Genomic DNA, 22,797 nt, shown 5'->3' on the forward strand with positions numbered 1-22,797 from the left:
AATAAAATGGTTTTTTTGTATAATTTTGATGAATCGATAAAAAATAGGGTAAAAAAATATAAAATTTATTTCTTTATTAATAAAGAACAAGAATGTGTTAGTAAACAACTATTTATACAATTTTATTTTATAATGTAGTGGTTATAAAATAAATTATTTTTTTGATTCATTAAAATTAATCAACAAGAATCATGGTCTGAGTTGTAGTTTTTTTTTGATAAAAGCCAAGGGAAAAGGAAACGATTTATTGTGGCTTTACAGGATTAATTTGGCATTATACGACTCTATTCAATTTTTCGAAAAGGCGCATTTTAAGACTTGTATAGTTTTTTATCATTTCTAAATCTATATTTTTAGATTGATTCTCGATAGCTTCCTTCATCAACTCCTCAATTTTTTTACCAATTAAAATTCTTCTTAAGTTAAAGATTACATCTGTAACAGCTTTGGGTAGCACGTCAATAGCCGTTTTTACTTCTATATTTTTACTTTCCCAATTACTTAATTGCATCTTTGGGTTTTCTTTATCCATTAAAATAGAAGTGATAATTGTGGTAATTTCTGAATTTTCATGACTGGTAAAATCATTCATATCTAATTTTTCTGATTGATTTAATTGATGAATCATTTCTACATAAATTTCTTGAAAAACGGCATTCGAAAACTCAATTTCATCATCATGCAAATGCAAATAAATCTCGGAGCTCACAGTATTCTCAAATTTTCTTAAAGAAATAGTTTCCTTCCCTTCTTCATCTACCTCAACAATTTCTTCCGTAAAATCAACTTTTTCATTACCATACAAAACTAAAATCCTAATAATTTCTTGTTCTAAAATAGAAAGTTCGTCAATTTTCTGAGAAGGCACTCGTCCTCCTTTAATAAGACCCATTGCCGCTTGTTCTTGTTCTTGAAAGTATTCTGGAGGTGGCTCATTAGGATCTATGTTAGGGTTGTAATTGGTATTTGCATTTGTTTGTGTCTTTTTTTTCTGAAAAGATTCTTTTTTTAATATTTGAGCCAATTCACTAAACAAGACCCGCTCTGAAATATCCATGATTCTAGAACATTCTTGCACGTAAACTTCACGTTGAATACCATTTGGAATTTTAGAAATACTGGTAACAATATCTCTAATAACAGTCGCTTTTTTAATAGGATCGTTATTAGAATCTTTTAATAAAAGTGATACTTTAAAGTTGATAAAGTCTGTTGTAGAATTCTCTAAATATTCTTTTAGCTCTAGATCAGAATGCGACTTTGCAAAACTATCTGGATCTTCACCATCCGGAAACTGAACCACTTTAACGTTCATTCCTTGCTCTAAAATTAAATCGATTCCGCGTATAGAAGCTCTAATTCCGGCAGCATCGCCATCAAAAAGGACTGTAATATTTTTTGTTAATCGATTTACCAATCTAATTTGGTCAGCGGTTAAAGCGGTACCTGAAGAAGCTACCACATTTTCAATTCCTGATTGATAAAAAGAAATAACATCTGTATAACCCTCTACCAAATAACAATTATCTTGTTTGGCAATTTCTTTTTTGGCTTGATAAATTCCGTATAGAATTTTACTCTTGTGATAAATATCGCTTTCTGGAGAATTTAAGTATTTGGCTGCCTTTTTATTTGCTGTTAAAATTCTTCCACCAAAACCTAAAATTCTTCCTGACATGGAATGAATAGGAAACATTACCCTTCCTTTAAAACGATCAAATTGTCTATTTTCTTTTACAATCGATAATCCTGTAGCCGCTAAATATTTTAAATCATATCCTTTTGCTAAAGCTGTTTTTGTGAAATTATCCCATTCATCGAGACAATATCCTAAATCGAATTTTGTGATAATTTCATCTGTAAAGCCTCTTTCTTTAAAGTAACTTAACCCAATTGCTTTTCCTTTATTGGTGTTTAGCATTAAATTATGAAAATATTCTTTGGCATAATTAGAAACCAAAAACATACTTTCTCTCTCATTCATTTGAGCTTTTTCTTCGCTGGTTTGTTCGGTTTCTTCAATTTCTATATTGTACTTTTTAGCCAACCATTTTAAAGCTTCAGGATACGAAAAATGCTCATGCTCCATTAAAAACGAAACAGAATTTCCTCCTTTTCCGGTAGAAAAATCTTTCCAGATTTGCTTTACTGGAGACACCATAAAAGAAGGTGATTTTTCGTCTGTAAACGGACTTAATCCTTTAAAATTACTTCCTGCTTTTTTTAGTTGCACAAATTCACCAATAACCTCTTCTACCCTAGCAGATTCAAAAATTCGGTCTATGGTACTTCTAGATATCATTTGTTATAAAAAAGAGTTACAAATATATAAAGACCTCACAGGTTTTGGAAATCTGTGAGGTCTAAAAAATTAAATTAATTTTATATTAAGAAGCTGCCTTTAACTTCTTTAAAGTTGTGTTTGTTAATTTTGCTTCTGCATATTCTTTGGTAACATGCAATTCTTTTTCATCAGAACTTGGCAACTCAAACATGGCATCTGTAAAAATAGCTTCACATAAAGATCGCAAACCTCTTGCGCCCAACTTATATTCAACTGCTTTTCCAACAATGTAATTTAACGCTTCTTCTTCAATCGTAAAAGCAACATCATCAATTTTAAACAATTTAGCATATTGTTTAATGATTGAGTTTTTTGGCTCTGTTAAAATGGCACGCAACGTTTTTGCATCCAAAGGATTCATATAACTTAAAACTGGCAAACGTCCAATAATTTCTGGAATCAATCCAAAGGCTTTTAAATCAGAAGGAATAATATATTGTAATAAATTTTCTTCATCCACTTTATCATCGCTCATAGAAGCGCTGTAACCCACTGCTTGCATGTTTAAACGCTTACTAATAATTCTGTCTATTCCTGAAAAAGCTCCTCCTGCAATAAATAAAATATCTTGTGTGTTTACCTCTATAAATTTTTGCTCTGGATGTTTTCTTCCGCCTTTTGGCGCAACATTTACAACGGTTCCTTCTAATAATTTTAACAATGCTTGTTGTACACCTTCACCAGAAACATCTCTTGTAATGGATGGATTGTCTCCTTTTCTTGCAATTTTATCTATTTCATCAATGAAAACAATCCCTTTTTCTGCTTTTGCTACATCATAATCAGCCACTTGCAATAATCTACTTAAAATACTTTCTACATCTTCACCAACATAACCTGCTTGCGTTAATACAGTAGCATCTACAATAGAAAAAGGAACATTTAGCATTCTTGCAATTGTTTTTGCAACCAAGGTTTTTCCCGTTCCTGTTTCGCCGACTAAAATAATATTAGACTTTTCGATTTCTACATCGTCATCATCATTTTTATTTTGCAATAAACGTTTATAATGATTGTATACAGCAACTGCCATTGCACGTTTTGTTTCGGTTTGACCGATAATATATTGATCTAAAAAAGCCTTAATTTCCATAGGCTTTTTTAGCATTACATCTTTGGATAAACCACTAGATTTAGATTCCGAAATTTCTTCTTCTACAATGCCATGTGCTTGTTCTATGCATTTATCACAAATATGTGCATCCATCCCTGCAATTAACAGGTCTGTTTCTGCTTTTTTTCGTCCGCAAAACGAACACTCTAAATTTTCTTCTTTCGCCATTTGATTTGGTTTTTGGTTATTAGTTAATCGTTATTGGTAAAAAAATTACCAAAAACCATCAACCAAAAACTAAATACTTTTTATTTTCTTGCTAAAACTTCATCAATCATTCCGTAGGTTTTTGCCTCGGCTGCCTTCATCCAATAATCTCTATCAGAATCTTTTTGAATTTTATCAAAGGGTTGACCTGAATGATTAGAAATGATGGTATATAGTTCATCTCTTAATTTAATGGTTTCTTTAATAGTAATTTCCATATCAGAAACTTGCCCTTGCGTTCCGCTCATTGGCTGATGAATCATAATTCTAGAATGTGGCAATGCCGAACGTTTTCCTTTAGCTCCTGCACACATTAAAACTGCTCCCATAGAAGCCGCCATTCCTGTACAAATTGTGGCTACATCTGGCTTTATAAATTGCATGGTATCATAAATACCTAGACCCGCGTAGACGCCACCGCCTGGAGAATTAATGTAAATTGAAATATCTTTATTCGCATCTAAACTTTCTAAAAAAAGTAATTGTGCTTGTATAACATTAGCAACTTGATCATTAACACCTGTTCCTAAAAAAATAATTCGATCCATCATTAAACGTGAAAAAACATCCATTTGAGTGATGTTCATTTGACGCTCTTCCATAATATATGGCGTTAAACTACTTGTAATTTGATTAAAGTAGGTGCTGCTTACTCCTTGGTGTTTTGTCGCGTATTTTTCGAACTCTTTTCCGTAATCCATTTCTTAATTCTTTTAAAATATTATGAACTGTAAAGATAAGAACAATTCTCTTAATAATATGTTAGAGTTTAAACTTGAAAGACCTGAATTCTTTAATTCAGGTCTTTATCTTTTAAGACAATAATTCTTTAAAATTATTGCTTATATGCTTCTTTGATAAATTCCTCGTAAGAAACCTCTTCTGTTTTAAAGTTGATATTCTCTTTAAAGAAGGTAATTAATTTCTGATTAATTAATTGATTTTCTAATTTTTGAGCTTCTTCTTGATTCTGTAAGATTCTAGCAGCAATATCATCCAATTCTTTTTCTTCTGGATTCATATTCCCGAACTGTGCCATTTGCTGACGGATAAATCCTTTTGCATACGCTACCAATTCTGCATACTCTAATTTGATGTCATTATCTTTCATCAACTTACCTTCAATTAATTGATAACGCAAACCTTTTTCAGATTTTTCAAATTCAGCTTCAGCCTCTTCTGTAGTTAATTCTTTTTCACCTGCAGTTTTTAACCACTTTTTTAAGAATTCAGTAGGTAAATCAAACTTTGTATGCTCCATTAAATACTCTTGAACAGCTCCTAAGATATGCTGATCTGCTTGTTGTTGAAATTGTTTTTCTGCATCTTCCTTAATTTTTTCTTTCAACTGGTCTGCAGTGGTAACACTACCATCAGAAAATAATTTATCAAACAATTCTTGATCTAAATCCGCTGGCTTCGTTGTGGTAATCTCTTCTATGGTAAAAGTAACGGTGATGTCTAAATCGTGAATTTCATCGTGAGCAACTCCTAAAATTTGTTGTAATTTATGGTCGTCTTCAAACAATTTTTTTGTTTCTAACTCAATTACATCACCTATTTTAGCGCCAATAAGTTTGTTTTCGTTTTTATCACCTTTTAAATCATTTACTAAAAAAGTACTTTTTTTATTGATTTCCTTTTCTTCATTTATAAAAGTTCCCGTAACATTAGCATGCTCGGTAGCCTCCTCTATAGGAGTTACTTTTCCGTAACGAATTTGAATATTCTTTACTTCTTCATCAATTAATGAATCTGTTGCAACAATATTATATCGTTTTATTTTATTTTTTTCTGATAAATTAATCTCAAATTCTGGCATTAAACCTAATTCAAATTCAAAAGAAAAAACATCTGAATTCCAATCGAAATCCTCTTGAATTCTTGGAATAGGATTCCCTAACATCTTTATTTTTTCTTCGGATATAAACTTAGTTAAAGAATTTTGCAAAAGCTTGTTAACCTCGTCCATCATGATCGATGAACCGTATTGCTTTTTAATCATTCCCATAGGCACGTGCCCTTTTCTAAATCCAGGAACATCTGCCTTTTTTCGATAATCTTTTAACTTTTCAGTTACAGTTGTCTGGTAATCTTCTGCAACAATATCTACTTTTATAACTGCGTTTAAAGCATCTACATTTTCTCTTGTAATATTCATTTCTTGTTATCTCTAGTTCTTAAAAAAATCGAGTGCAAAATTAATCAATTTTATTTAGCTTACAAAAGTTTAAATTGTTCTATTTCAGGTTTTTCGTTTTTAATTCTTTTCAAAAAAAAATTAAAAACAAAAACAAGTCGGCTGATTTTCATTTAAATAAAAAAAATACTTAATTTTGCTTGCACACAAGTGCTTCCAAACGAAGAACAACAAACAACCAAACAAACATGCATTACAAAAGAATTCTTTTAAAATTGAGTGGAGAGGCATTAATGGGCGATAGACCTTATGGTATAGACCCTAAACGACTTGCCGAATACGCAAAAGAGATAAAGCAGGTTGTAGATAGAGGTATTGAGGTTGCTATTGTTATTGGTGGTGGTAATATTTTTAGAGGTGTAGCCGGAGCAAGTAATGGTATGGATCGCGTTCAAGGAGATCACATGGGAATGCTCGCAACATGCATCAACGGCTTAGCTTTGCAAAGTGCTTTAGAAGATGAAGGTTTGCATACTCGTTTGCAAACGGCATTAGAAATTAAAGAAGTTGCAGAGCCTTATATAAAACGAAAAGCTATTAGACACTTAGAAAAAAGACGTGTTGTTATCTTTGGTGCTGGTACAGGAAATCCTTATTTTACAACAGATACTGCCGCAGTTTTAAGAGCTATTGAAATTAATGCAGATGCTATTTTAAAAGGAACTAGAGTTGATGGGGTTTATGATAAAGATCCTGAAAAAAATACAGATGCTGTTAAATTTGAAACCATTTCTTTTAAAGAAGTTATTGAAAAAGGTTTAAAAGTGATGGATATGACGGCATTTACTTTGAGTGAAGAAAATAAATTACCGATTATTGTATTTGATATGAATACAAATGGAAACTTATTAAAATTGATTTCAGGAGAAAATATAGGTACAATAGTTGACGTTAAATAATGAAAATCTTTAAATGTTAAAAGATGAACGAAGAAATTGAATTTATTCTAGATACCGCCAAAGAGGCAATGAACAATGCCATAGCGCATTTAGAAAAAGAATTACGCTCAATCAGAGCAGGGAAAGCCTCACCAGCCATGTTGGGGACGGTTATGGTAGATTACTATGGTTCGCAAACACCACTTGGGCAAGTTGCTAACGTTAACACCCCAGACCCCAGAACATTAAGCATTCAGCCTTGGGAAAAAAACATGTTACAACCCATAGAAAAAGCAATACAGAATGCAAATCTGGGTTTAAACCCAATGAATAATGGTGATATTATCATGATTAATGTTCCGCCTTTAACAGAGGAACGAAGAATCGGTTTAGCAAAACAAGCAAAAGCAGAAGCAGAACATGCAAAAGTTGGCGTTAGAAATGCCCGTAAAGATGCGAATAACGACATCAAAAAAACAGATATTTCTGATGATATGAAAAAAATTGCAGAAGATGATGTTCAAAAACTAACAGATACTTTTGTCAAAAAAATAGATGATACCTTATCCGTTAAGGAAAAAGAGATCATGACCGTATAAATAATTGAAAATTAAATTTTAACAAAGAGTGTTTTTAAAACACTCTTTGTTTGTTTTATGCACCCCTACAATTTAACTACCTTTGTGTAAAATTTTTTGAATGAATTTCTGGACAAAAGTTGCAGGTATTATTTTAAGAAACCGGTACTTGGTTTTAGTATGCATTGCTATCATTACAGGTTTACTTGCTTCTCAAATGAAGTATATGAAATTTTCATATACAGAAGCAAATCTGTTACCAGAAAACCATGAAGCTAATTTAGAATACAATAAATTTTTAGAAATCTTTGGTGAGGAGGGTAACCTTGTTATTCTTGGCCTTAAAGATTCCACCGTTTTTACTCCGCAAAAATTTAATGCCTGGAATGGTTTAGTAAAGCAATTTGATGATTTAGAAGAAATAGATTTTACAGTTTCTATTGCTGATATTCAAAAATTAAAGGCCGATAGAAAAAAAAGAAAATTTGTTTTAGAGCCTCTATATGCCAAGGATCCAAAAACATCAGAAGAAGTTTTAGCGATTAAAAAAGAACTTTTTGAAAAACTACCTTTTTACGATAATCTACTTTTTAACAAAGAAACCGGCACATTACAAACGGCTATTTATATCAAAAAAGAGATTATAAACACTCCAAAACGTAGAGATTTTATATTCAATACATTAATCCCGATTATAGAAAAATTTGAAAAGAATCAAAATGTTGATGTTCGTATTTCAGGAATGCCTTATATTAGAACATTAAACGCTCAAAACATTCAAGATGAAATATTACTTTTTGTTTTAGGCGCACTTTTAATTACGGCGATTATCTTCTTTTTCTTTTTTCGTTCTTACAGAGCCACCTTTATAACTTTACTTGTTGTTATTGTGGGTGTTACTTGGGCTTTCGGTTTTATAGGTTGGTTTGGTTATGAAATCACTGTTTTAACCGCATTAATTCCGCCTTTAATTATTGTAATTGGGGTGCCGAATGCTGTTTTCTTGATTAATAAATATCAGCAAGAAATAAAAAAGCATGGAAATCAGGCAAAATCTTTACAACGTGTTATCGCAAAAGTTGGTAATGCAACTTTAATGACGAATATTACCACTGCCTCGGGTTTTGCAACCTTTGTGTTTGTAAAAAGTGATTTATTGCGCGAATTCGGAATTTTAGCATCCGTAAATATCATCAGTATTTTCATTTTAGCGTTGTTAATAATTCCTATTATTTATAGTTTTATGCCACTTCCGAAAAAGAAGCATTTAAATCATTTGGAAAAAAAATGGATAGAAAATGTGGTAAATTGGATGGAAAGAATGGTGAAAAATCAACGAATTACTATTTATTTTACCACAGTTATCGTCATTATTTTAAGCATTATTGGTGTTTATAAAATTAGAGTTTCTGGCAGTATTATTGAAGATATGCCAAAAAGTACGGGCTTTTATAAAGATATAAAATTCTTTGAAAATGAGTTTGGTGGCATTATGCCCCTTGAAATTTTAATTGATACTAAAAAAGATAAAGGAGTTATGAAATTATCCACGTTAAAAAAGATGGATAAAATTAACGAAACGATAGAATCTTTTCCAGAACTCTCAAAACCAATATCTGTTGTAAATTTGGTAAAATACTCAAAACAGGCTTACTATAAAGGAAATCCTAAATATTATCAACTACCAACAAATCAGGAACAGAGTTATATTTTTGCATATACAAAGAACACCAATAGCGATGCGGGGATGCTAAAAAACTTTGTAGATTCTACAGGTCGTTATGCAAGAATTACCACCTTTATGAAAGATATTGGTACGGATAAAATGGATGTGATTCAAGAGCGTTTAAAAGCTGTTATTAATAAAGAATTTCCGGCGGATGATTTCTCTGTTTCTATTACCGGTAAAGCACTAGTTTTTATAAAAGGGACCAATTATTTAATTACCAATTTGGTGGTTTCTTTATCATTAGCCATTATTTTAATTGCCCTTTTTATGGCTTGGATGTTTAGATCTCCTCAAATGATTGTAATTTCTTTGTTACCTAACATGCTTCCGTTATTAATTACAGCAGGACTCATGGGCTTTTTTGATATTCCGATAAAACCTTCAACAATTTTAGTATTTAGTATAGCATTTGGTATTTCTGTGGATGATACTATTCATTTTTTGGCGAAGTACAGGCAAGAATTAATTGCTAATAATTGGCGTATAAAACCCTCTGTTTATAGTGCTTTAAGAGAAACAGGTGTAAGTATGTTTTATACTTCTATTGTGTTATTTTTTGGCTTTTTGGTTTTTTGTCTGTCTAGTTTTGGCGGAACTATCGCTTTAGGTGGTTTGGTATCTATCACCTTATTATTGGCCATGGTTTCTAACTTATTATTACTTCCTTCCTTATTGCTAACTTTTGAAAAGAAAATTGCAAATAAAAAAATGTTTAAAGAACCTAAGATTAAAATTATTCCGTTAGAAGAAGAGAATTTATAAATGCTAGAATTTATTCAAAAAAATCTATTCTAAAGTGAGGATTTTAAGTTCTTTTTTTAATTAATTGTGAATATTAAAACAAAGAATAAAGAGTACGATTTCTTTTTAGTTGAAGTGAAAAGAGCAGGTGCGTTTTATTATAGTAATTTTAATTGATAAATAGAATAACATTTAAACGAGATACACTTTTACTGAACCTCCGACCTAGAAAATTATAAGTTTCAGAAATTATAAACATAAATTGTATCTTTATTTCATTGACAAAACAAAATTTAAAAACTAGAAATTAAGAAATAAAACCTAAAGAAATAGCTCCAAATGCCTTTATTATGGTAAGATTCTTTTAGAATAAATTGTTTTTTTATAGCATAAATAATAATCGCGATTATTTTTTAAATACTCCTTATTTACATCTTTAAATTATCCTATAATTTACTACAAAAAAAGTATCTTTACAATTCGAAGAAAGCTTTTAGAACAAATCAAACAAAAGAAAAATGACAGAGAAAAGCGTTGCCGAAATTTTAAAATCGGATGCAATTTTACAAGAAGTGCTATTAAAAGGCTGGGTAAGAACTTTTAGAAGTAATCGATTTATTGCTTTAAATGATGGTTCTACTATTAAAAATATCCAATGTGTTATCGACTTTGAAAACACAGCTGAAGAGACTTTAAAAAGAATTACAACAGGAGCTGCAATTGCTATAAAAGGAACTATTGTAGAGAGTCAAGGAAAAGGGCAAACTGTTGAAATTCAGGTTTCTGAAATTGAAATTTTAGGAGATTCTAATGCTGATGAATATCCTATTCAACCTAAAAAACATAGTTTTGAATTTTTAAGAGAAAACGCTCATTTACGCATGAGAACCAATACATTTAGTGCTGTAATGCGCGTGCGTTCTAAACTATCTTTTGCCGTTCACAAATATTTTCAAGAAAACGGTTTTAATTATGTAAACACACCAATTATAACGGGTTCAGATGCAGAAGGTGCTGGTGAAATGTTTCGAGTAACCAATTTTCAGGACAACAAAGCGCCTGTTACGGAAGATGGAAAAATAGATTATTCAAAAGACTTTTTTGGTAAAGAAACTAACTTAACAGTTTCAGGTCAATTAGAAGCAGAAACCTTTGCTATGTCTTTAGGAAAAGCTTATACTTTCGGTCCTACATTTAGAGCTGAAAACTCAAATACTACTCGCCATTTAGCTGAATTCTGGATGATTGAACCAGAAGTGGCCTTTATGGATTTAGATGGGAATATGGATTTAGCTGAAGATTTTATCAAAGCTGTTTTAAAAGATATATTGATAACTTGCGAGGACGATTTGGCTTTTTTAGACCAACGTTTAACACAAGAAGAAAAAAGTAAACCACAAGCACAAAGAAGTGAAATGAATTTGCTTGCAAAACTTCGGTTTGTAGTGGATAATAATTTTAAAAGAGTTTCTTATACGGAAGCCATCGATATTCTTCGAAATTCTAAACCAAACAAAAAGAAAAAATTTCAATTCCCTGTTAATGAATGGGGAGCAGATTTACAATCTGAACACGAGCGTTTTTTGGTGGAGAAACACTTTAAATGCCCGGTGATTTTGTTTGATTACCCTGCGAATATCAAAGCATTTTATATGCGTTTAAATGATGATGGTAAAACGGTAAGAGCTATGGATGTTTTATTTCCAGGAATCGGAGAAATTGTTGGAGGTTCTCAAAGGGAAGAACGTTACGATGTTTTAGTTGATAAAATGAAAGCTTTAAATATTGAAGAAAAAGAGTTGTGGTGGTATTTAGATTTAAGAAAATACGGTACTGCTGTTCACTCTGGATTTGGTTTAGGCTTTGAAAGATTGGTGCAATTTACAACCGGAATGAACAATATTAGAGATGTAATTCCTTTTCCAAGAACACCTCAAAATGCAGAATTTTAATTAGATTTTTTGTATTTTTAAAAAAACTTTGAAGGCTAAATACTTTGGTTAGTTATAAAACATAATTTGGAGTGGTATAGTTATTAAAACGAAAAATATTTTGGCTATTTTTATTTCTAATTTTGAAATAACAAACTCTATGAGAAAAGTAATTTTCACTTCAGAAAGTCATAAAATGTTGCAAAAGAGTAGAGGAGAAGGAGATATTAGGTTTTTTTGTTATCAATCTCTAAATGAAATTGACGTAGCAAGGACGGAAGGGATGCATGAACAGCTCTATGAACAACAAAAGTTTTTAATCAACGAAATCGAGTTTTTAAATAGTAGAATGATAAAAATAACAGTTTAAACATTCTAAAAAATTAAATTAAAAAATAAAGGAAAAAACGCATGGTAAACTGATTTTTCTTAAACTATAAAAAGTTAGTTCAAATAAATAGTATAGAAATTGTTTTAGAAAATTTCTCTAATATTTGTAAATTAGAATACAATTATTGGTATCGCCTTTTGTGATACTAATCAAGACCAAAATTCAATTTTTAAGTTTTTAAAAGAAAACTAAATAAATGCTAAAACAAAGCCTTCAATACAAACTACTGCAGAAATTAAGTCCTCAACAAATTCAGTTGATGAAGTTAATTCAATTACCTACGCAAGCTTTTGAAGAACGTTTAAAACAAGAAATTGAAGAAAATCCTGCATTAGATACTGGCAAAGAAGAATTATCATCGATCGATGATGATTTATCTAATGAATTTGATGATACGGGAACTGAAAAAATTGAAGCTGAGGACATCAATATAGATGAATATTTAAGTGATGATGAAGTGCCAAGCTATAAAATGCAAACAAATAATTATTCGGCAGATGATGAAGAAAAAACGATACCTTATGCTGCAGGAACAAGTTTTCATCAATCTTTAAAAAATCAATTAAATACGTATTCCTTAAATGACGAAGAACGCGCTATTGCCGAATTTTTAGTGGGTAGTATTGATGATAGTGGCTATATAAGAAGAGAGATTATAGATTTAGTTGATGATTTAGCTTTTACCGCAAATGTTTATACCACAGAACAAAAAGTAGTTTCACTACTTACGAGAGTTGTGCATACGTTAGACCCAATTGGAGTTGGTGCTAGAGACCTAAAAGAATGTTTAATAATTCAATTAAAAGCTAAAGAAAATAATAAAACAAGAAGTTTAGCGATTGATATATTAGAAACAGCTTTTGATCATTTTGTAAAAAAGCACTATATAAAATTACAAGAAAAATTTAATATTTCTATTGATGAATTAAAGGAAGTAAATGCAGAAATTTCTAGATTAAATCCGAAGCCTGGAAGCTCTTATGCTGGTAATAATAAAATTGCAGAACAAATAGTTCCAGATTTTTCTATTAAAATTATTGACGGTGAGTTAGATTTGACTTTAAATTCTAGAAATGCTCCAGAATTGCATATTTCAAGAGAGTATAACAATATCTTAAAAGGATATCAAGAATCGAATACCAAAAGTAAATCTCAAAAAGATGCCGTGTTTTTTATCAAACAGAAATTAGATGCTGCAAAATGGTTTATAGATGCCATCAAACAGCGTCAACAAACACTTTTAGTTACGATGAATACGATTATGCATTATCAGATTGATTATTTCTTAACTGGTGATGAACGCAATTTAAAACCGATGATTTTAAAGGATATAGCCGATAAAATAAAAATGGATGTTTCTACCGTTTCTAGGGTTGCGAATAGCAAATATGTTTCTACGCCATATGGCACAAAACTGATAAAAGAATTCTTTTCTGAATCTATGAAAAATGATCAAGGTGAAGATGTATCAACCAAAGAAATTAAAAAAATATTAGAAACCGTCATAGCAGAAGAAGATAAAAAAAAGCCTTTAACAGACGATAAATTATCAAAAATTTTAAAAGAGAAAGGATATCCTATTGCGAGAAGAACAGTTGCTAAATATCGAGAGCAGTTAGACTTACCTGTAGCACGTTTAAGAAAAGAAATTTAGTGCGTTTTTACAAATTCATATCTACTATTTTACATCCCATTGTAATCCCTACAATAACTGTGATGTTGTATTTCTTATTGGTACCGAATACAATTGTTAGCAGTCAAAAATTAACCATTTTAAGTTTAATTTTTACCATTACTTATTTAATACCGTTATTAATTTTAATACTTTTTAAAAAATTAAAAATTATTAAAAATTATCAAACAAATAGCATAAAAGAACGAAAATTACCTATGGCATTAATGATTGTATTATTTTACTTATTAGGGAACACCATCAGTAATATTGGTAATTTAAGCCATCTCTTTTATGCAACTTCCTTAGGTCTATTACTAATTTATATCTTGTTCTTTTTTAACATAAAGGCAAGCGTGCATCTGCTCTCATTAGGTTTATTCATAAGTTTCTTTATGGTAATATCCATTTTGTATGCACAATCATATATTTTATTAATAACTATTATTTTCTTGTTGTCAGGTATTTTAGCAAGTGCAAGGCTAAATTTAAAAGCGCATACTACTAAAGAAATATATATTGGTTTTTTTATCGGAATTATGGCGCCTTTTTTAGTGTATGCAATTTTATAACAGATAAAATATAAGTCCAAATTTTAGGATACTAGTATCGATAGTTTCGCCATTTATTTTGGCATTGGTAAACATAGGAGTAAGATTGTAAAAAAGATTAAGATTCACCTCATCATAACCTGCGGAAAGGGACAATCCATATTGTAATTTTTGATATGCACTGACATTTTTATATTCAAAATTCATAGAATTTTCTTCAAATTGAAATTTATTAGAAAGATTATATAAAAATTTTAGCCCTCCATAAAATCTCCAGAACTCATATTTTTTTGCATTAGATGTTCTAAATCTCAATTCTATGGGGAACTCTAAATTATGAGCCTTAAATACATTAGAAGTAAGATTGATAGCAGGATTAAAAACAGTTACATTATTAATCTCTTCAACTCTTAATTTATGATTAAAAAAATCAAATCCATAACCTATTCCTAAAGCAATGGAGATGGTTCCTTTTTTATTTAGAATAATATCTTTTATAAAACCCATTGATAAAGCGTAGGAAAAACCACTTTTACTTATTTCTTTCGGTTGATTAGAAAATTGAGCATAAGAAATCGATCCATAAATTTGATCTTCGGCATACCAATCCCCTAATTGTAAGGAATCTTTTTGAGCACATACATTCAGCACAAAAAATAATAAACAGTTAAAACAAAATATTTTCATCATTTTAAGCTAAAACGTTAAAAAGTAAAATACACGATACCTTCAAAAATAAACTAATTAAATAAAAAAAGGGTTTAATTCGTACGAATTAAACCCTTTTTATAATGTGTGAAAATATGTTAGTTTTTCGCAGCTGTCGTCGTAGAATAATTAATTTTAAGAGCATTTACATCTCTTAATTTTAATCTAATATCTATAATCGTTCCTACATTAGATTCTCTATCAGCTTTAATAGATGTTGTCATAAGAGGAATTAGTTGTTCAGCAATCTTGTCTCTTTTACTTAAAATAAAAGCTGGAACCTGATCTGCTGTAGAAATTTTATCATTCAACTGAATTTTATTATAACCCACACCATCTCTGTTCGTGTCTTTTGATTTACCTACATAAATTGTACTGACCAAACTTTTATCTTCTAACTTTTTAATTTCACTAGCAGCTGGCAATCTAGGATTTTCAATTACTAAATTGGTTTCTCTCATAGTTGTGGTAACCATAAAGAAAAATAGTAACATAAAAACAATATCTGGTAATGCTGCCGTGTTTACAGCCGGTATACCTTTTTTCTTCTTTCTAAATTTAGACATTTGTTAAATTTTAAAAATTAATTAAGAGGTTGGTTCGGCATCCGAAATTATTTGAGGATAAGATTTTTTAATATCTTCCACTTTGTTTCTTAAGGACTCCACTCTATTTTTTAAATCTGCACTTTTCTTAGCATCCTTAAACGATTCTTCTAATTCATCAAACGTTACGCCGTAACGTTCTTTAGACAATCTGTTTCTTAATTCGCTATATGCCCTTAACAACTCATTTTGAACTACAATATACGTACCATATTCTGTACCTCTATCACTTTGAACCGAAATAATTGCTTTGTTAGGATGATCTGAAGAGGCATCACTTCTTTCTCCTTTACAATAATCACAAGCTGCACCAGGAGAACCATCTTCTCCAGGCTTACCTATGCCTCCACCATTATCTATAAACTTAATGGCAGCGTCTTTAATATCTTTAATTTCCATGCGCTCTCCTTCTACAAGGAGTTCATTATTTCTATTAATATTTACTTCAAAGATATTTTTCTCCTTAATCACTGGAGGCACATAATCTGCTGGTGGTTTTTCTGATAACTTCTTAGAGACACCTGAATCTACATTCATGGTTGTAGTTACTAAGAAGAAAATTAATAACAGAAAAGCAATATCTGCCATCGAACCTGCGTTAATTTCTGGATTTTCTCTTCTTGCCATAATTTTATGATTTAACCAATCCTTTTAATAAATCCCAAACAAAGAATAAACTAGCAATACCACCTAAAATGAGGCTATACCAAATTCCTGTTCCTACCCAATGATTAATTGATGAACCTTCTTCACCTCCTGGTTCTATTTTTCCTGCTGCATTATAAACTGCTTCACTATCAGACAAGAAATAAGCGATGAATAAAAGAACTGCTAATACAGCTACTCCTCCTAAAGTTTTCTTTAAGTTTTCTGGATTCCTTACTAAAGCCCATAAAGATAAAGCAATTGTAATTATTACTGCAGCATAAAAAAGATATGTAGAATAGTAAATTAATGGGCTCACCACTTTGTTAGCTACATCTACATTAGTTTCAATGGTTTCAGTATCTTCCATAAAAATTCTTATGAAAAGGAAACCACCTATAATGGCTATTATAGCAATTAAAATATTTAAAATTTTAGTACTTTTCATATTGAATATTATTTTTTATACTTTACTAGTAAATCTATCAAAGAGATAGAAGCATCTTCCATACTGTTTACAATACTATCAATTTTCGCAACGATATAATTATAAAAAATCTGAAGAATGATCGCAACAATAAGACCAAATACAGTTGTTAATAAGGCTACTTTAATACCCCCTGCAACTACCGCTGGAGAAATATCATTTGCTACTGCAATGTCATTAAATGCTCCAATCATACCAATTACAGTACCCATGAAACCAAGCATTGGTGCAAGAGCAATAAACAAAGAAATCCATGAAACATTTTTCTCTAATTGTCCCATTTGAACACCTCCATAAGAAACAACTGCTTTTTCAGCTTGCTCCACACTTTCATCAACTCTATCTAAACCTTGATAAAAAATTGAGGCTACTGGTCCTTTTGTATTTCTACAAACTTCTTTAGCAGCTTCTACACCACCAGAGCTCAATGCATCATCTACATTTGCTAATAATTTTTTAGTATTCGTTGTGGCCATGTTTAAATAAATAATTCTCTCAATGGCGATAGCTAATCCTAAAATTAAAGCTACTAATACAATCCCCATAAATCCAGGGCCACCGTCAATAAAGTTTTGCTTTAAGATTTGGTGAAAAGTTTGAGATTCTGTTGCTGCTGCTTCTTGAGCGAAAGTGGATTGTATAGCTCCAAAAAACATAAATCCGGTTACAGATAAGACATTTACTACTTTTTTCATCTTTGTTATAAATTAATTTTAATTGTTAACGGGTTAAAGGTATAAATTTTCATCTCAAAAAAAGAAAAAAATGACGAAATTTCTATTTTTTAATTGAGAAATTCTCTTTTTCATTTTAGAGACTGCCAAGTAACAAAAAATGTTATGCATAAAAAAATTTTTTTATGATATTTCTCCGATTAGATTCAAATTATTGCGAAAACATTTCTTTTTTGAAGTATTCTTTGTAATTTAATTACCTAACCATCAGAAATTTCTCCCCTTAAAGATTTTTCAAAATAAAATGTAAAATCTTTTAACGATAAATTTTCCTTAAGCAAATACATCAACTTTGCGACTGCTGATTCTGTAGTAATATCTTTTCCGCTGATAATTCCTAGATCCTTTAAACCAATACTGGTTTCATAATGACCTTGCATTACGCTTCCTCCCGGACATTGAGAAACATTTACAATCTTAATATCTCTTGAAACAGCCTCTTTTAATAGTTTTAAAAACCATGGAGTATTTAAGGCATTTCCTGCTCCGTAAGTTTCTAAAATTACTCCTTTTAAATTATCTACATTCAAAATACTGTGCACTACTTTTTCTGTAATTCCGGGAAATAATTTTAAAATTACAATATCATTAACCAGTTCTTTTCTAACAACCAACTCTTTTTTTTCTGTTGATGGTTTATGAATATAATATTCATTAAAATTAAGATGCACACCACTTTCTGCTAAAGGTGGATAATTCATAGAGGTAAAAGCCTCAAATTGCTCGGCATTTATTTTTGTAGTTCTGTTAGCTCTGTATAGCTTGTATTCGAAATACAAACAGACTTCAGAAATTATAGGTTTGTTATCTTTTTGTGAACATGCAATTTCTATAGAAGTAATTAAATTTTCTTTGGCATCCGTTCTTAAATCACCAATTGGTAACTGAGAACCCGTAAAAATAATTGGTTTTTGTAAATTGTCGATCATAAAACTTATTGCGGACGAAATATAAGACATGGTGTCTGAGCCTGTTAAAACTACAAAGCCATCATAGGCTTTATAATTTACTTCTATGGTTTCTGCAATGTCTTTATAAAACGATGTATTCATATTAGAAGAATCTATAGGATCCTCAAAAGAAATGCTTTTAATAGTACATTGCAATTGCTCTAATTCTGGAATGTTTTCTGTAATCTGACTAAAATCGAAAGCTTTTAAAGCGTTTGTTTTATAGTCTTTAATCATACCAATGGTACCACCTGTATAAACAATTAATATGTTTGGTTTTTTTGACATTATGACATCTATTCTTAATAAATTCTTAAATTCTAATCATTTCTGTATGACAACAATTAAATTTTATGCACAAACATAAAAGTTGGAATACTTAATGTTGTAAATTTATCAAACAAAAATGAAATACAATTTTTAAAAGAATAAATTATGATAGGATTCTATATGTTAATTGGTGCAATATCCATACTAAGCTGGTTTGTAAGCAATCAATTGAAGAAAAAATTTAAGAAGTATTCTCAAGTTCATTTAAGAAATGGAATGAACGGGGCGGAAATTGCAACAAAAATGCTTTCTGATAATGGTATTTATGATGTAAAAGTAATTTCTACTCCTGGAAGACTAACAGATCATTATAACCCGAAGGATAAGACAGTAAATTTAAGTGAATCCGTTTATAGTCAAAGAAATGCCGCTTCTGCTGCTGTAGCTGCGCATGAAGTTGGCCATGCCGTACAACACGCAAAAGCATATCGTTATCTAACCATGCGTTCTCAATTAGTGCCTATTGTGAGTATTACCTCTAAATTTTCTCAATGGTTGGTTATTGGTGGAATTATTTTAGGGGCTACCTCGGGCGCCACGGGCTTAGGGTTCTACATTGCTGTTACAGGTTTAGTTTTTATGGGCTTAGCAACAATTTTTAGTTTTATTACATTGCCTGTTGAATATGATGCAAGTAACAGAGCTTTAGTTTGGCTAAAAAACAAAAATATGGTAACTCCACAAGAATTTGAAGGTTCTAAAGATGCTTTAAAATGGGCAGCTAGAACTTATTTAGTGGCGGCTTTGGGTTCTTTAGCGATGTTGTTATATTGGGGAATGCAAATTTTAGGTGATAGAGATTAGGCATTATAAATATATTTTGTGTCTCGCTGCTTAGTAGATGAAAAAAATAACTTTGATAAAAACCTTACTGAGGCAGAAATAATTGTGGAAAATTTTAGAATAAAGGAATAGTAGCATTTCCGAATTTAGCTTCTACTTCATTAAAAGCCTCAAAAACGTCTTTTGGATCATCAGAAGTAACCATTTTAGTTCTATATTCTTTAAAATGTGGAATTCCTTTAAAATAATTGGTATAATGCCTTCTGGTTTCTACAACCCCTAAACGTTCGCCTTTCCAATCAATAGCCATTTGTAAATGTCTTCTTGCAACTTGCGTTCTTTCAGAAATTGTAGGTTTAGGTAAATGTTCTCCGGTTTCAAAAAAGTGTTTTACTTCTTTAAAAAACCAAGGATAGCCAATAGAAGCTCTGCCAATCATGGCGCCATCCAAACCATATTCATCACGCATCATCATGGCTTTTTCTGGCGTAGTAACATCTCCATTGCCAAAAACAGGAATATGCATCCTTTGGTTGTTTTTCACTGCGGCAATGGGTTTCCAATCCGCATCACCTTTATACATTTGTGCTCGAGTTCTACCATGAATAGAAATGGCTTGGCAACCCACATCTTGCAAACGTTCTGCCACTTCTACAATTCTAATAGAATCATGATCCCAACCTAAACGTGTTTTTACAGTGATGGGCAAATTCGTGTGTTTTACCATGGCCTCGGTTAAGGAAACCATGAGATCAATATCTTTTAAAATTCCTGCTCCTGCACCTTTAGAAACTACTTTTTTTACAGGGCAACCAAAATTAATGTCAATAATATCGGGATTCGATTTTTCTACAATTTCAATCGTTTTTAACATCGATTCTAAGTTAGCTCCAAAAATCTGAATTCCTACAGGTCTTTCTTTTTCATAAATATCAAGTTTCATGAGGCTTTTTGCAGCATCACGAATCAACCCTTCAGATGAAATAAATTCAGTGTACACTACATCTGCACCATTTTCTTTACACAAAGCTCTAAATGGCGGATCTGAAACATCTTCCATAGGTGCTAACAATAAAGGGAAATCTGGAAGTTGAATATTGCCTATTTTTGTCAAAACGTATTATTTTTTGCAAAATTAAGCATTAAAAATTTAATTATTCTTTAATAATTTGTTGTAATTGTTTATTCATAGTATCAATCCTGTCTTCAAGTTTAGAGGCAAAGTTAGGATATCTATTGAGCAGCACTGAGGTTACTTTCCAAACAAATAGTTCATCATCTTTATTAACTGTTATTGGAGGAATATGCACATGATCGGCTAAAAATAAATAACTAGTATCGTTTTTTTGTAACCTTCTTACAAACAAACGATCGTTCCACAAAGTAATCACAACACTTCCTTCTTTTACTTCTGAAATTGATGTTGATACGCCAATAACAGTATCATTTGGGTATAAGCCTTCTTCTTTATACACCATCATTAAATCTTGAACTGAAAACGCTAACAGGCCTTCTTCGGTTTTTATCGGAATTTGTACAGTAGGTAAATTTTGGTAGCTTTTGGAAGTAGGAAATTCTGAAATGAAAAAATCTTTATTCAATTCATTTACAAATGGAACCGATGAAAATGTTGTTTGCACCACCTGATTTAAATCTGTTGTAATTCCGATATTAAAGCTTAATAATTGATTGATGGTAATTTCTTTGGTTAAAAGATCATCAATAGAAATACTAAAATGATTAGCAACTTTAATGATGGTTTCTATCTTAGGCTCACTTCTTCTTTCTTCATAAGCCCCTAATGTAGCTCTCTTTAAATCAAATAAATTTGCAAATACTTGCTGGCTCATTTTCTTTACTCCTCGAATTTTCTTAATATTTTTCCCAAAAAAAGACATATTTTGCTAATTTTATTTGCAATTTAAAATTTTATTGCTACATTTGAATCAAAATTAATAAATAAAATCAATAAAATGAGTAGAAACTATGTGAATAAACTAAAATAATTAGCAAATAATTTAAAAAAAGGACTAAAAAAACACCAAAGAATTAAAAAGTGTTTTGTAATATTAGCGCAAATAAACACACTTATGAAGAATCATTTTAATACCATTAAAGACTATCTTTTAGAATTAAATTACGCAGTTACTCACGAAGACGAAAAGGAAGGGATTTTAATTATCAAAAATCTTGAAGAAGGCATCAACAATCTTATTATTGGAGTTGCTGATCCGATTTTAATCATAGAGCAATATATTTTTAAAATTAATCACCCGAACGAAACAGTTTTTAGAGAATTATTGCAAAAAAACAGAGATATTGTTCATGGCGCTTTTGTATTAGATGAAACAGGGCAAAAAGTAATTTTTAGAGATACACTGCAAATAGAAAATATCGATTTAAATGAGCTAGAAGGTTCTATAAATTCATTAAGCCTTTTATTAAGTGAATATTCCGAAAATATTATACAATTTTCAAAATATTAAAATTCAAACATTAAAAAGACAGTATTATGAATATTTTTAAACGATTATTTAACGTTGGCAAAGCAGAGGCAAATTCTGCTATTGACAAAATGGAAGACCCTATTAAAATGACTGAACAAGGCATTAGAGATATGAAAGGGGATTTAACAAAAGCGCTAGAAGGTTTAGCACAAGTAAAAGCAATGCTAATTCGCTCACAAAATGACAAAAAACAATTTGAGGCTATAGTTAAGGATTATCAAAATAAAGCCATGCTAATTTTACAAAAGGTTCAAAAAAACGAATTACCCGCAGAAGATGGAGATCGATTAGCAAAAGAGGCTTTAGTGAAAAAAGAGGAAAACCAAGCGCAGGTAAATAGAACGATTATGGAAGTTGAAAAGTTTTCGCAATCAACTTCTCAATTAGAAAGAAATGTATCTTCACTTCGTGTGAACATTAGCAAATGGGAAAACGAATTAAAAACATTAAAAGCGCGGGTAAAAGTTGCTAATGCTACCAAGAATTTAAACAAGCAGATGGCGGGTATAGACAGTTCTAGTACTGTAAATATGCTAGAAAAAATGAAAGAAAAAGTAGAAGAAGAAGAAGCTTTAGCAGGTGCCTATGGAGATATTGCCAATGAAGCTAAAAGTGTAGATGACGAAATAGATAAAGTTTTAGATACTACAAGTTTGAGTGCAAATAACGATTTAGAAGCGTTAAAAAGACAAATGGGATTGTCATAATCTTA

General features: G+C 30.7%; 22 protein-coding genes. 10 read left to right on the top strand and 12 right to left on the bottom strand.

Annotated features, from left to right (window positions below):
• Positions 1-274: 274 nt before the first annotated feature.
• The 4 genes from dnaG to tig all read right to left on the bottom strand — a co-directional run bounded on the left by dnaG (position 275) and on the right by tig (position 5,826).
• Entirely contained in the window at positions 275-2,302 is a 2,028-nt protein-coding gene (gene dnaG / locus K8354_RS00095) for a DNA primase (RefSeq protein WP_223444374.1), read from the bottom strand.
• An 85-nt stretch (positions 2,303-2,387) separates the two neighbouring features.
• Positions 2,388-3,626 (bottom strand): ATP-dependent Clp protease ATP-binding subunit ClpX, encoded by a 1,239-nt coding sequence (clpX, locus tag K8354_RS00100; RefSeq protein ID WP_223444376.1) that lies wholly within the window; start codon positions 3,624-3,626, stop codon positions 2,388-2,390.
• Between the two features lie 80 nt (positions 3,627-3,706).
• Entirely contained in the window at positions 3,707-4,366 is a 660-nt protein-coding gene (gene clpP, locus K8354_RS00105) for an ATP-dependent Clp endopeptidase proteolytic subunit ClpP (protein WP_223444378.1), read from the bottom strand.
• A gap of 134 nt (positions 4,367-4,500) precedes the next feature.
• A complete protein-coding gene (tig, locus tag K8354_RS00110) occupies positions 4,501-5,826 on the bottom strand; it encodes a trigger factor (RefSeq protein ID WP_223444380.1) in 1,326 nt (441 codons plus the stop codon).
• A 227-nt stretch (positions 5,827-6,053) separates the two neighbouring features.
• On the opposite strand from tig, the gene pyrH reads away from it, so the two are divergent.
• The 7 genes from pyrH (at position 6,054) to K8354_RS00145 (ending at position 14,357) form a co-directional block, all read left to right on the top strand.
• A complete protein-coding gene (gene pyrH / locus K8354_RS00115; RefSeq protein WP_223444382.1) occupies positions 6,054-6,764 on the top strand; it encodes a UMP kinase in 711 nt (236 codons plus the stop codon).
• A 23-nt stretch (positions 6,765-6,787) separates the two neighbouring features.
• Positions 6,788-7,342: a ribosome recycling factor gene (gene frr, locus K8354_RS00120; RefSeq protein ID WP_223444384.1), complete on the top strand. Its 555-nt coding sequence runs from the start codon at positions 6,788-6,790 to the stop codon at positions 7,340-7,342.
• Between the two features lie 100 nt (positions 7,343-7,442).
• Positions 7,443-9,812: an efflux RND transporter permease subunit gene (locus tag K8354_RS00125; RefSeq protein WP_223444386.1), complete on the top strand. Its 2,370-nt coding sequence runs from the start codon at positions 7,443-7,445 to the stop codon at positions 9,810-9,812.
• A gap of 497 nt (positions 9,813-10,309) precedes the next feature.
• The gene (asnS, locus tag K8354_RS00130; protein ID WP_223444388.1) at positions 10,310-11,743 is read left to right on the top strand and encodes an asparagine--tRNA ligase; all 1,434 of its coding nucleotides are present in this window, start codon (positions 10,310-10,312) and stop codon (positions 11,741-11,743) included.
• A 139-nt stretch (positions 11,744-11,882) separates the two neighbouring features.
• Positions 11,883-12,092 carry a hypothetical protein gene (locus tag K8354_RS00135; protein ID WP_223444390.1) on the top strand — a complete coding sequence of 70 codons (210 nt, stop codon included), beginning with the start codon at positions 11,883-11,885 and terminating at the stop codon, positions 12,090-12,092.
• Positions 12,093-12,309: 217 nt separating this feature from the next.
• Positions 12,310-13,767 carry an RNA polymerase factor sigma-54 gene (rpoN, locus tag K8354_RS00140; protein ID WP_223444392.1) on the top strand — a complete coding sequence of 486 codons (1,458 nt, stop codon included), beginning with the start codon at positions 12,310-12,312 and terminating at the stop codon, positions 13,765-13,767.
• A complete protein-coding gene (locus tag K8354_RS00145; protein ID WP_223444394.1) occupies positions 13,767-14,357 on the top strand; it encodes a hypothetical protein in 591 nt (196 codons plus the stop codon). Before rpoN ends, K8354_RS00145 begins: the two co-directional genes overlap by 1 nt.
• On the opposite strand, the gene K8354_RS00150 is transcribed toward K8354_RS00145, so the two are convergent.
• The 6 genes from K8354_RS00150 to K8354_RS00175 all read right to left on the bottom strand — a co-directional run bounded on the left by K8354_RS00150 (position 14,352) and on the right by K8354_RS00175 (position 18,753).
• Positions 14,352-15,026: a porin family protein gene (locus tag K8354_RS00150; RefSeq protein WP_223444396.1), complete on the bottom strand. Its 675-nt coding sequence runs from the start codon at positions 15,024-15,026 to the stop codon at positions 14,352-14,354. The genes K8354_RS00145 and K8354_RS00150 overlap by 6 nt on opposite strands.
• Positions 15,027-15,142: 116 nt before the next feature.
• Positions 15,143-15,610: an ExbD/TolR family protein gene (locus K8354_RS00155; protein WP_223444398.1), complete on the bottom strand. Its 468-nt coding sequence runs from the start codon at positions 15,608-15,610 to the stop codon at positions 15,143-15,145.
• A gap of 21 nt (positions 15,611-15,631) precedes the next feature.
• A complete protein-coding gene (locus tag K8354_RS00160; RefSeq protein ID WP_223444400.1) occupies positions 15,632-16,276 on the bottom strand; it encodes an ExbD/TolR family protein in 645 nt (214 codons plus the stop codon).
• Positions 16,277-16,280: 4 nt separating this feature from the next.
• Positions 16,281-16,742 carry a hypothetical protein gene (locus K8354_RS00165; RefSeq protein ID WP_223444402.1) on the bottom strand — a complete coding sequence of 154 codons (462 nt, stop codon included), beginning with the start codon at positions 16,740-16,742 and terminating at the stop codon, positions 16,281-16,283.
• Positions 16,743-16,750: 8 nt separating this feature from the next.
• Positions 16,751-17,476 carry a MotA/TolQ/ExbB proton channel family protein gene (locus tag K8354_RS00170; protein WP_223444404.1) on the bottom strand — a complete coding sequence of 242 codons (726 nt, stop codon included), beginning with the start codon at positions 17,474-17,476 and terminating at the stop codon, positions 16,751-16,753.
• Positions 17,477-17,715: 239 nt separating this feature from the next.
• Positions 17,716-18,753: an asparaginase gene (locus K8354_RS00175; RefSeq protein ID WP_223444405.1), complete on the bottom strand. Its 1,038-nt coding sequence runs from the start codon at positions 18,751-18,753 to the stop codon at positions 17,716-17,718.
• A gap of 147 nt (positions 18,754-18,900) precedes the next feature.
• On the opposite strand from K8354_RS00175, the gene K8354_RS00180 reads away from it, so the two are divergent.
• Positions 18,901-19,599 carry a zinc metallopeptidase gene (locus K8354_RS00180; protein WP_223444406.1) on the top strand — a complete coding sequence of 233 codons (699 nt, stop codon included), beginning with the start codon at positions 18,901-18,903 and terminating at the stop codon, positions 19,597-19,599.
• Between the two features lie 94 nt (positions 19,600-19,693).
• Here K8354_RS00180 and dusB read toward each other — a convergent pair whose 3' ends face one another.
• Complete coding sequence (gene dusB / locus K8354_RS00185) at positions 19,694-20,692, bottom strand: tRNA dihydrouridine synthase DusB (protein ID WP_223444407.1); 999 nt, start codon at positions 20,690-20,692, stop codon at positions 19,694-19,696.
• A gap of 40 nt (positions 20,693-20,732) precedes the next feature.
• Entirely contained in the window at positions 20,733-21,476 is a 744-nt protein-coding gene (locus tag K8354_RS00190; protein ID WP_223444408.1) for an XRE family transcriptional regulator, read from the bottom strand.
• Positions 21,477-21,668: 192 nt separating this feature from the next.
• Here K8354_RS00190 and K8354_RS00195 point away from each other — a divergent pair, with 192 nt between their 5' ends.
• Both K8354_RS00195 and K8354_RS00200 read left to right on the top strand, forming a co-directional pair.
• Entirely contained in the window at positions 21,669-22,064 is a 396-nt protein-coding gene (locus K8354_RS00195) for a type III secretion system chaperone family protein (RefSeq protein WP_223444409.1), read from the top strand.
• Positions 22,065-22,090: 26 nt separating this feature from the next.
• Positions 22,091-22,792, top strand: a complete 702-nt coding sequence (locus K8354_RS00200) for a PspA/IM30 family protein (RefSeq protein WP_223444410.1) — start codon at positions 22,091-22,093, stop codon at positions 22,790-22,792.
• Positions 22,793-22,797 lie beyond the last annotated feature (5 nt).

The organism is Polaribacter litorisediminis (assembly GCF_019968605.1).
In the GTDB taxonomy this organism is placed as follows: Bacteria; Bacteroidota; Bacteroidia; order Flavobacteriales; family Flavobacteriaceae; genus Polaribacter; species Polaribacter litorisediminis.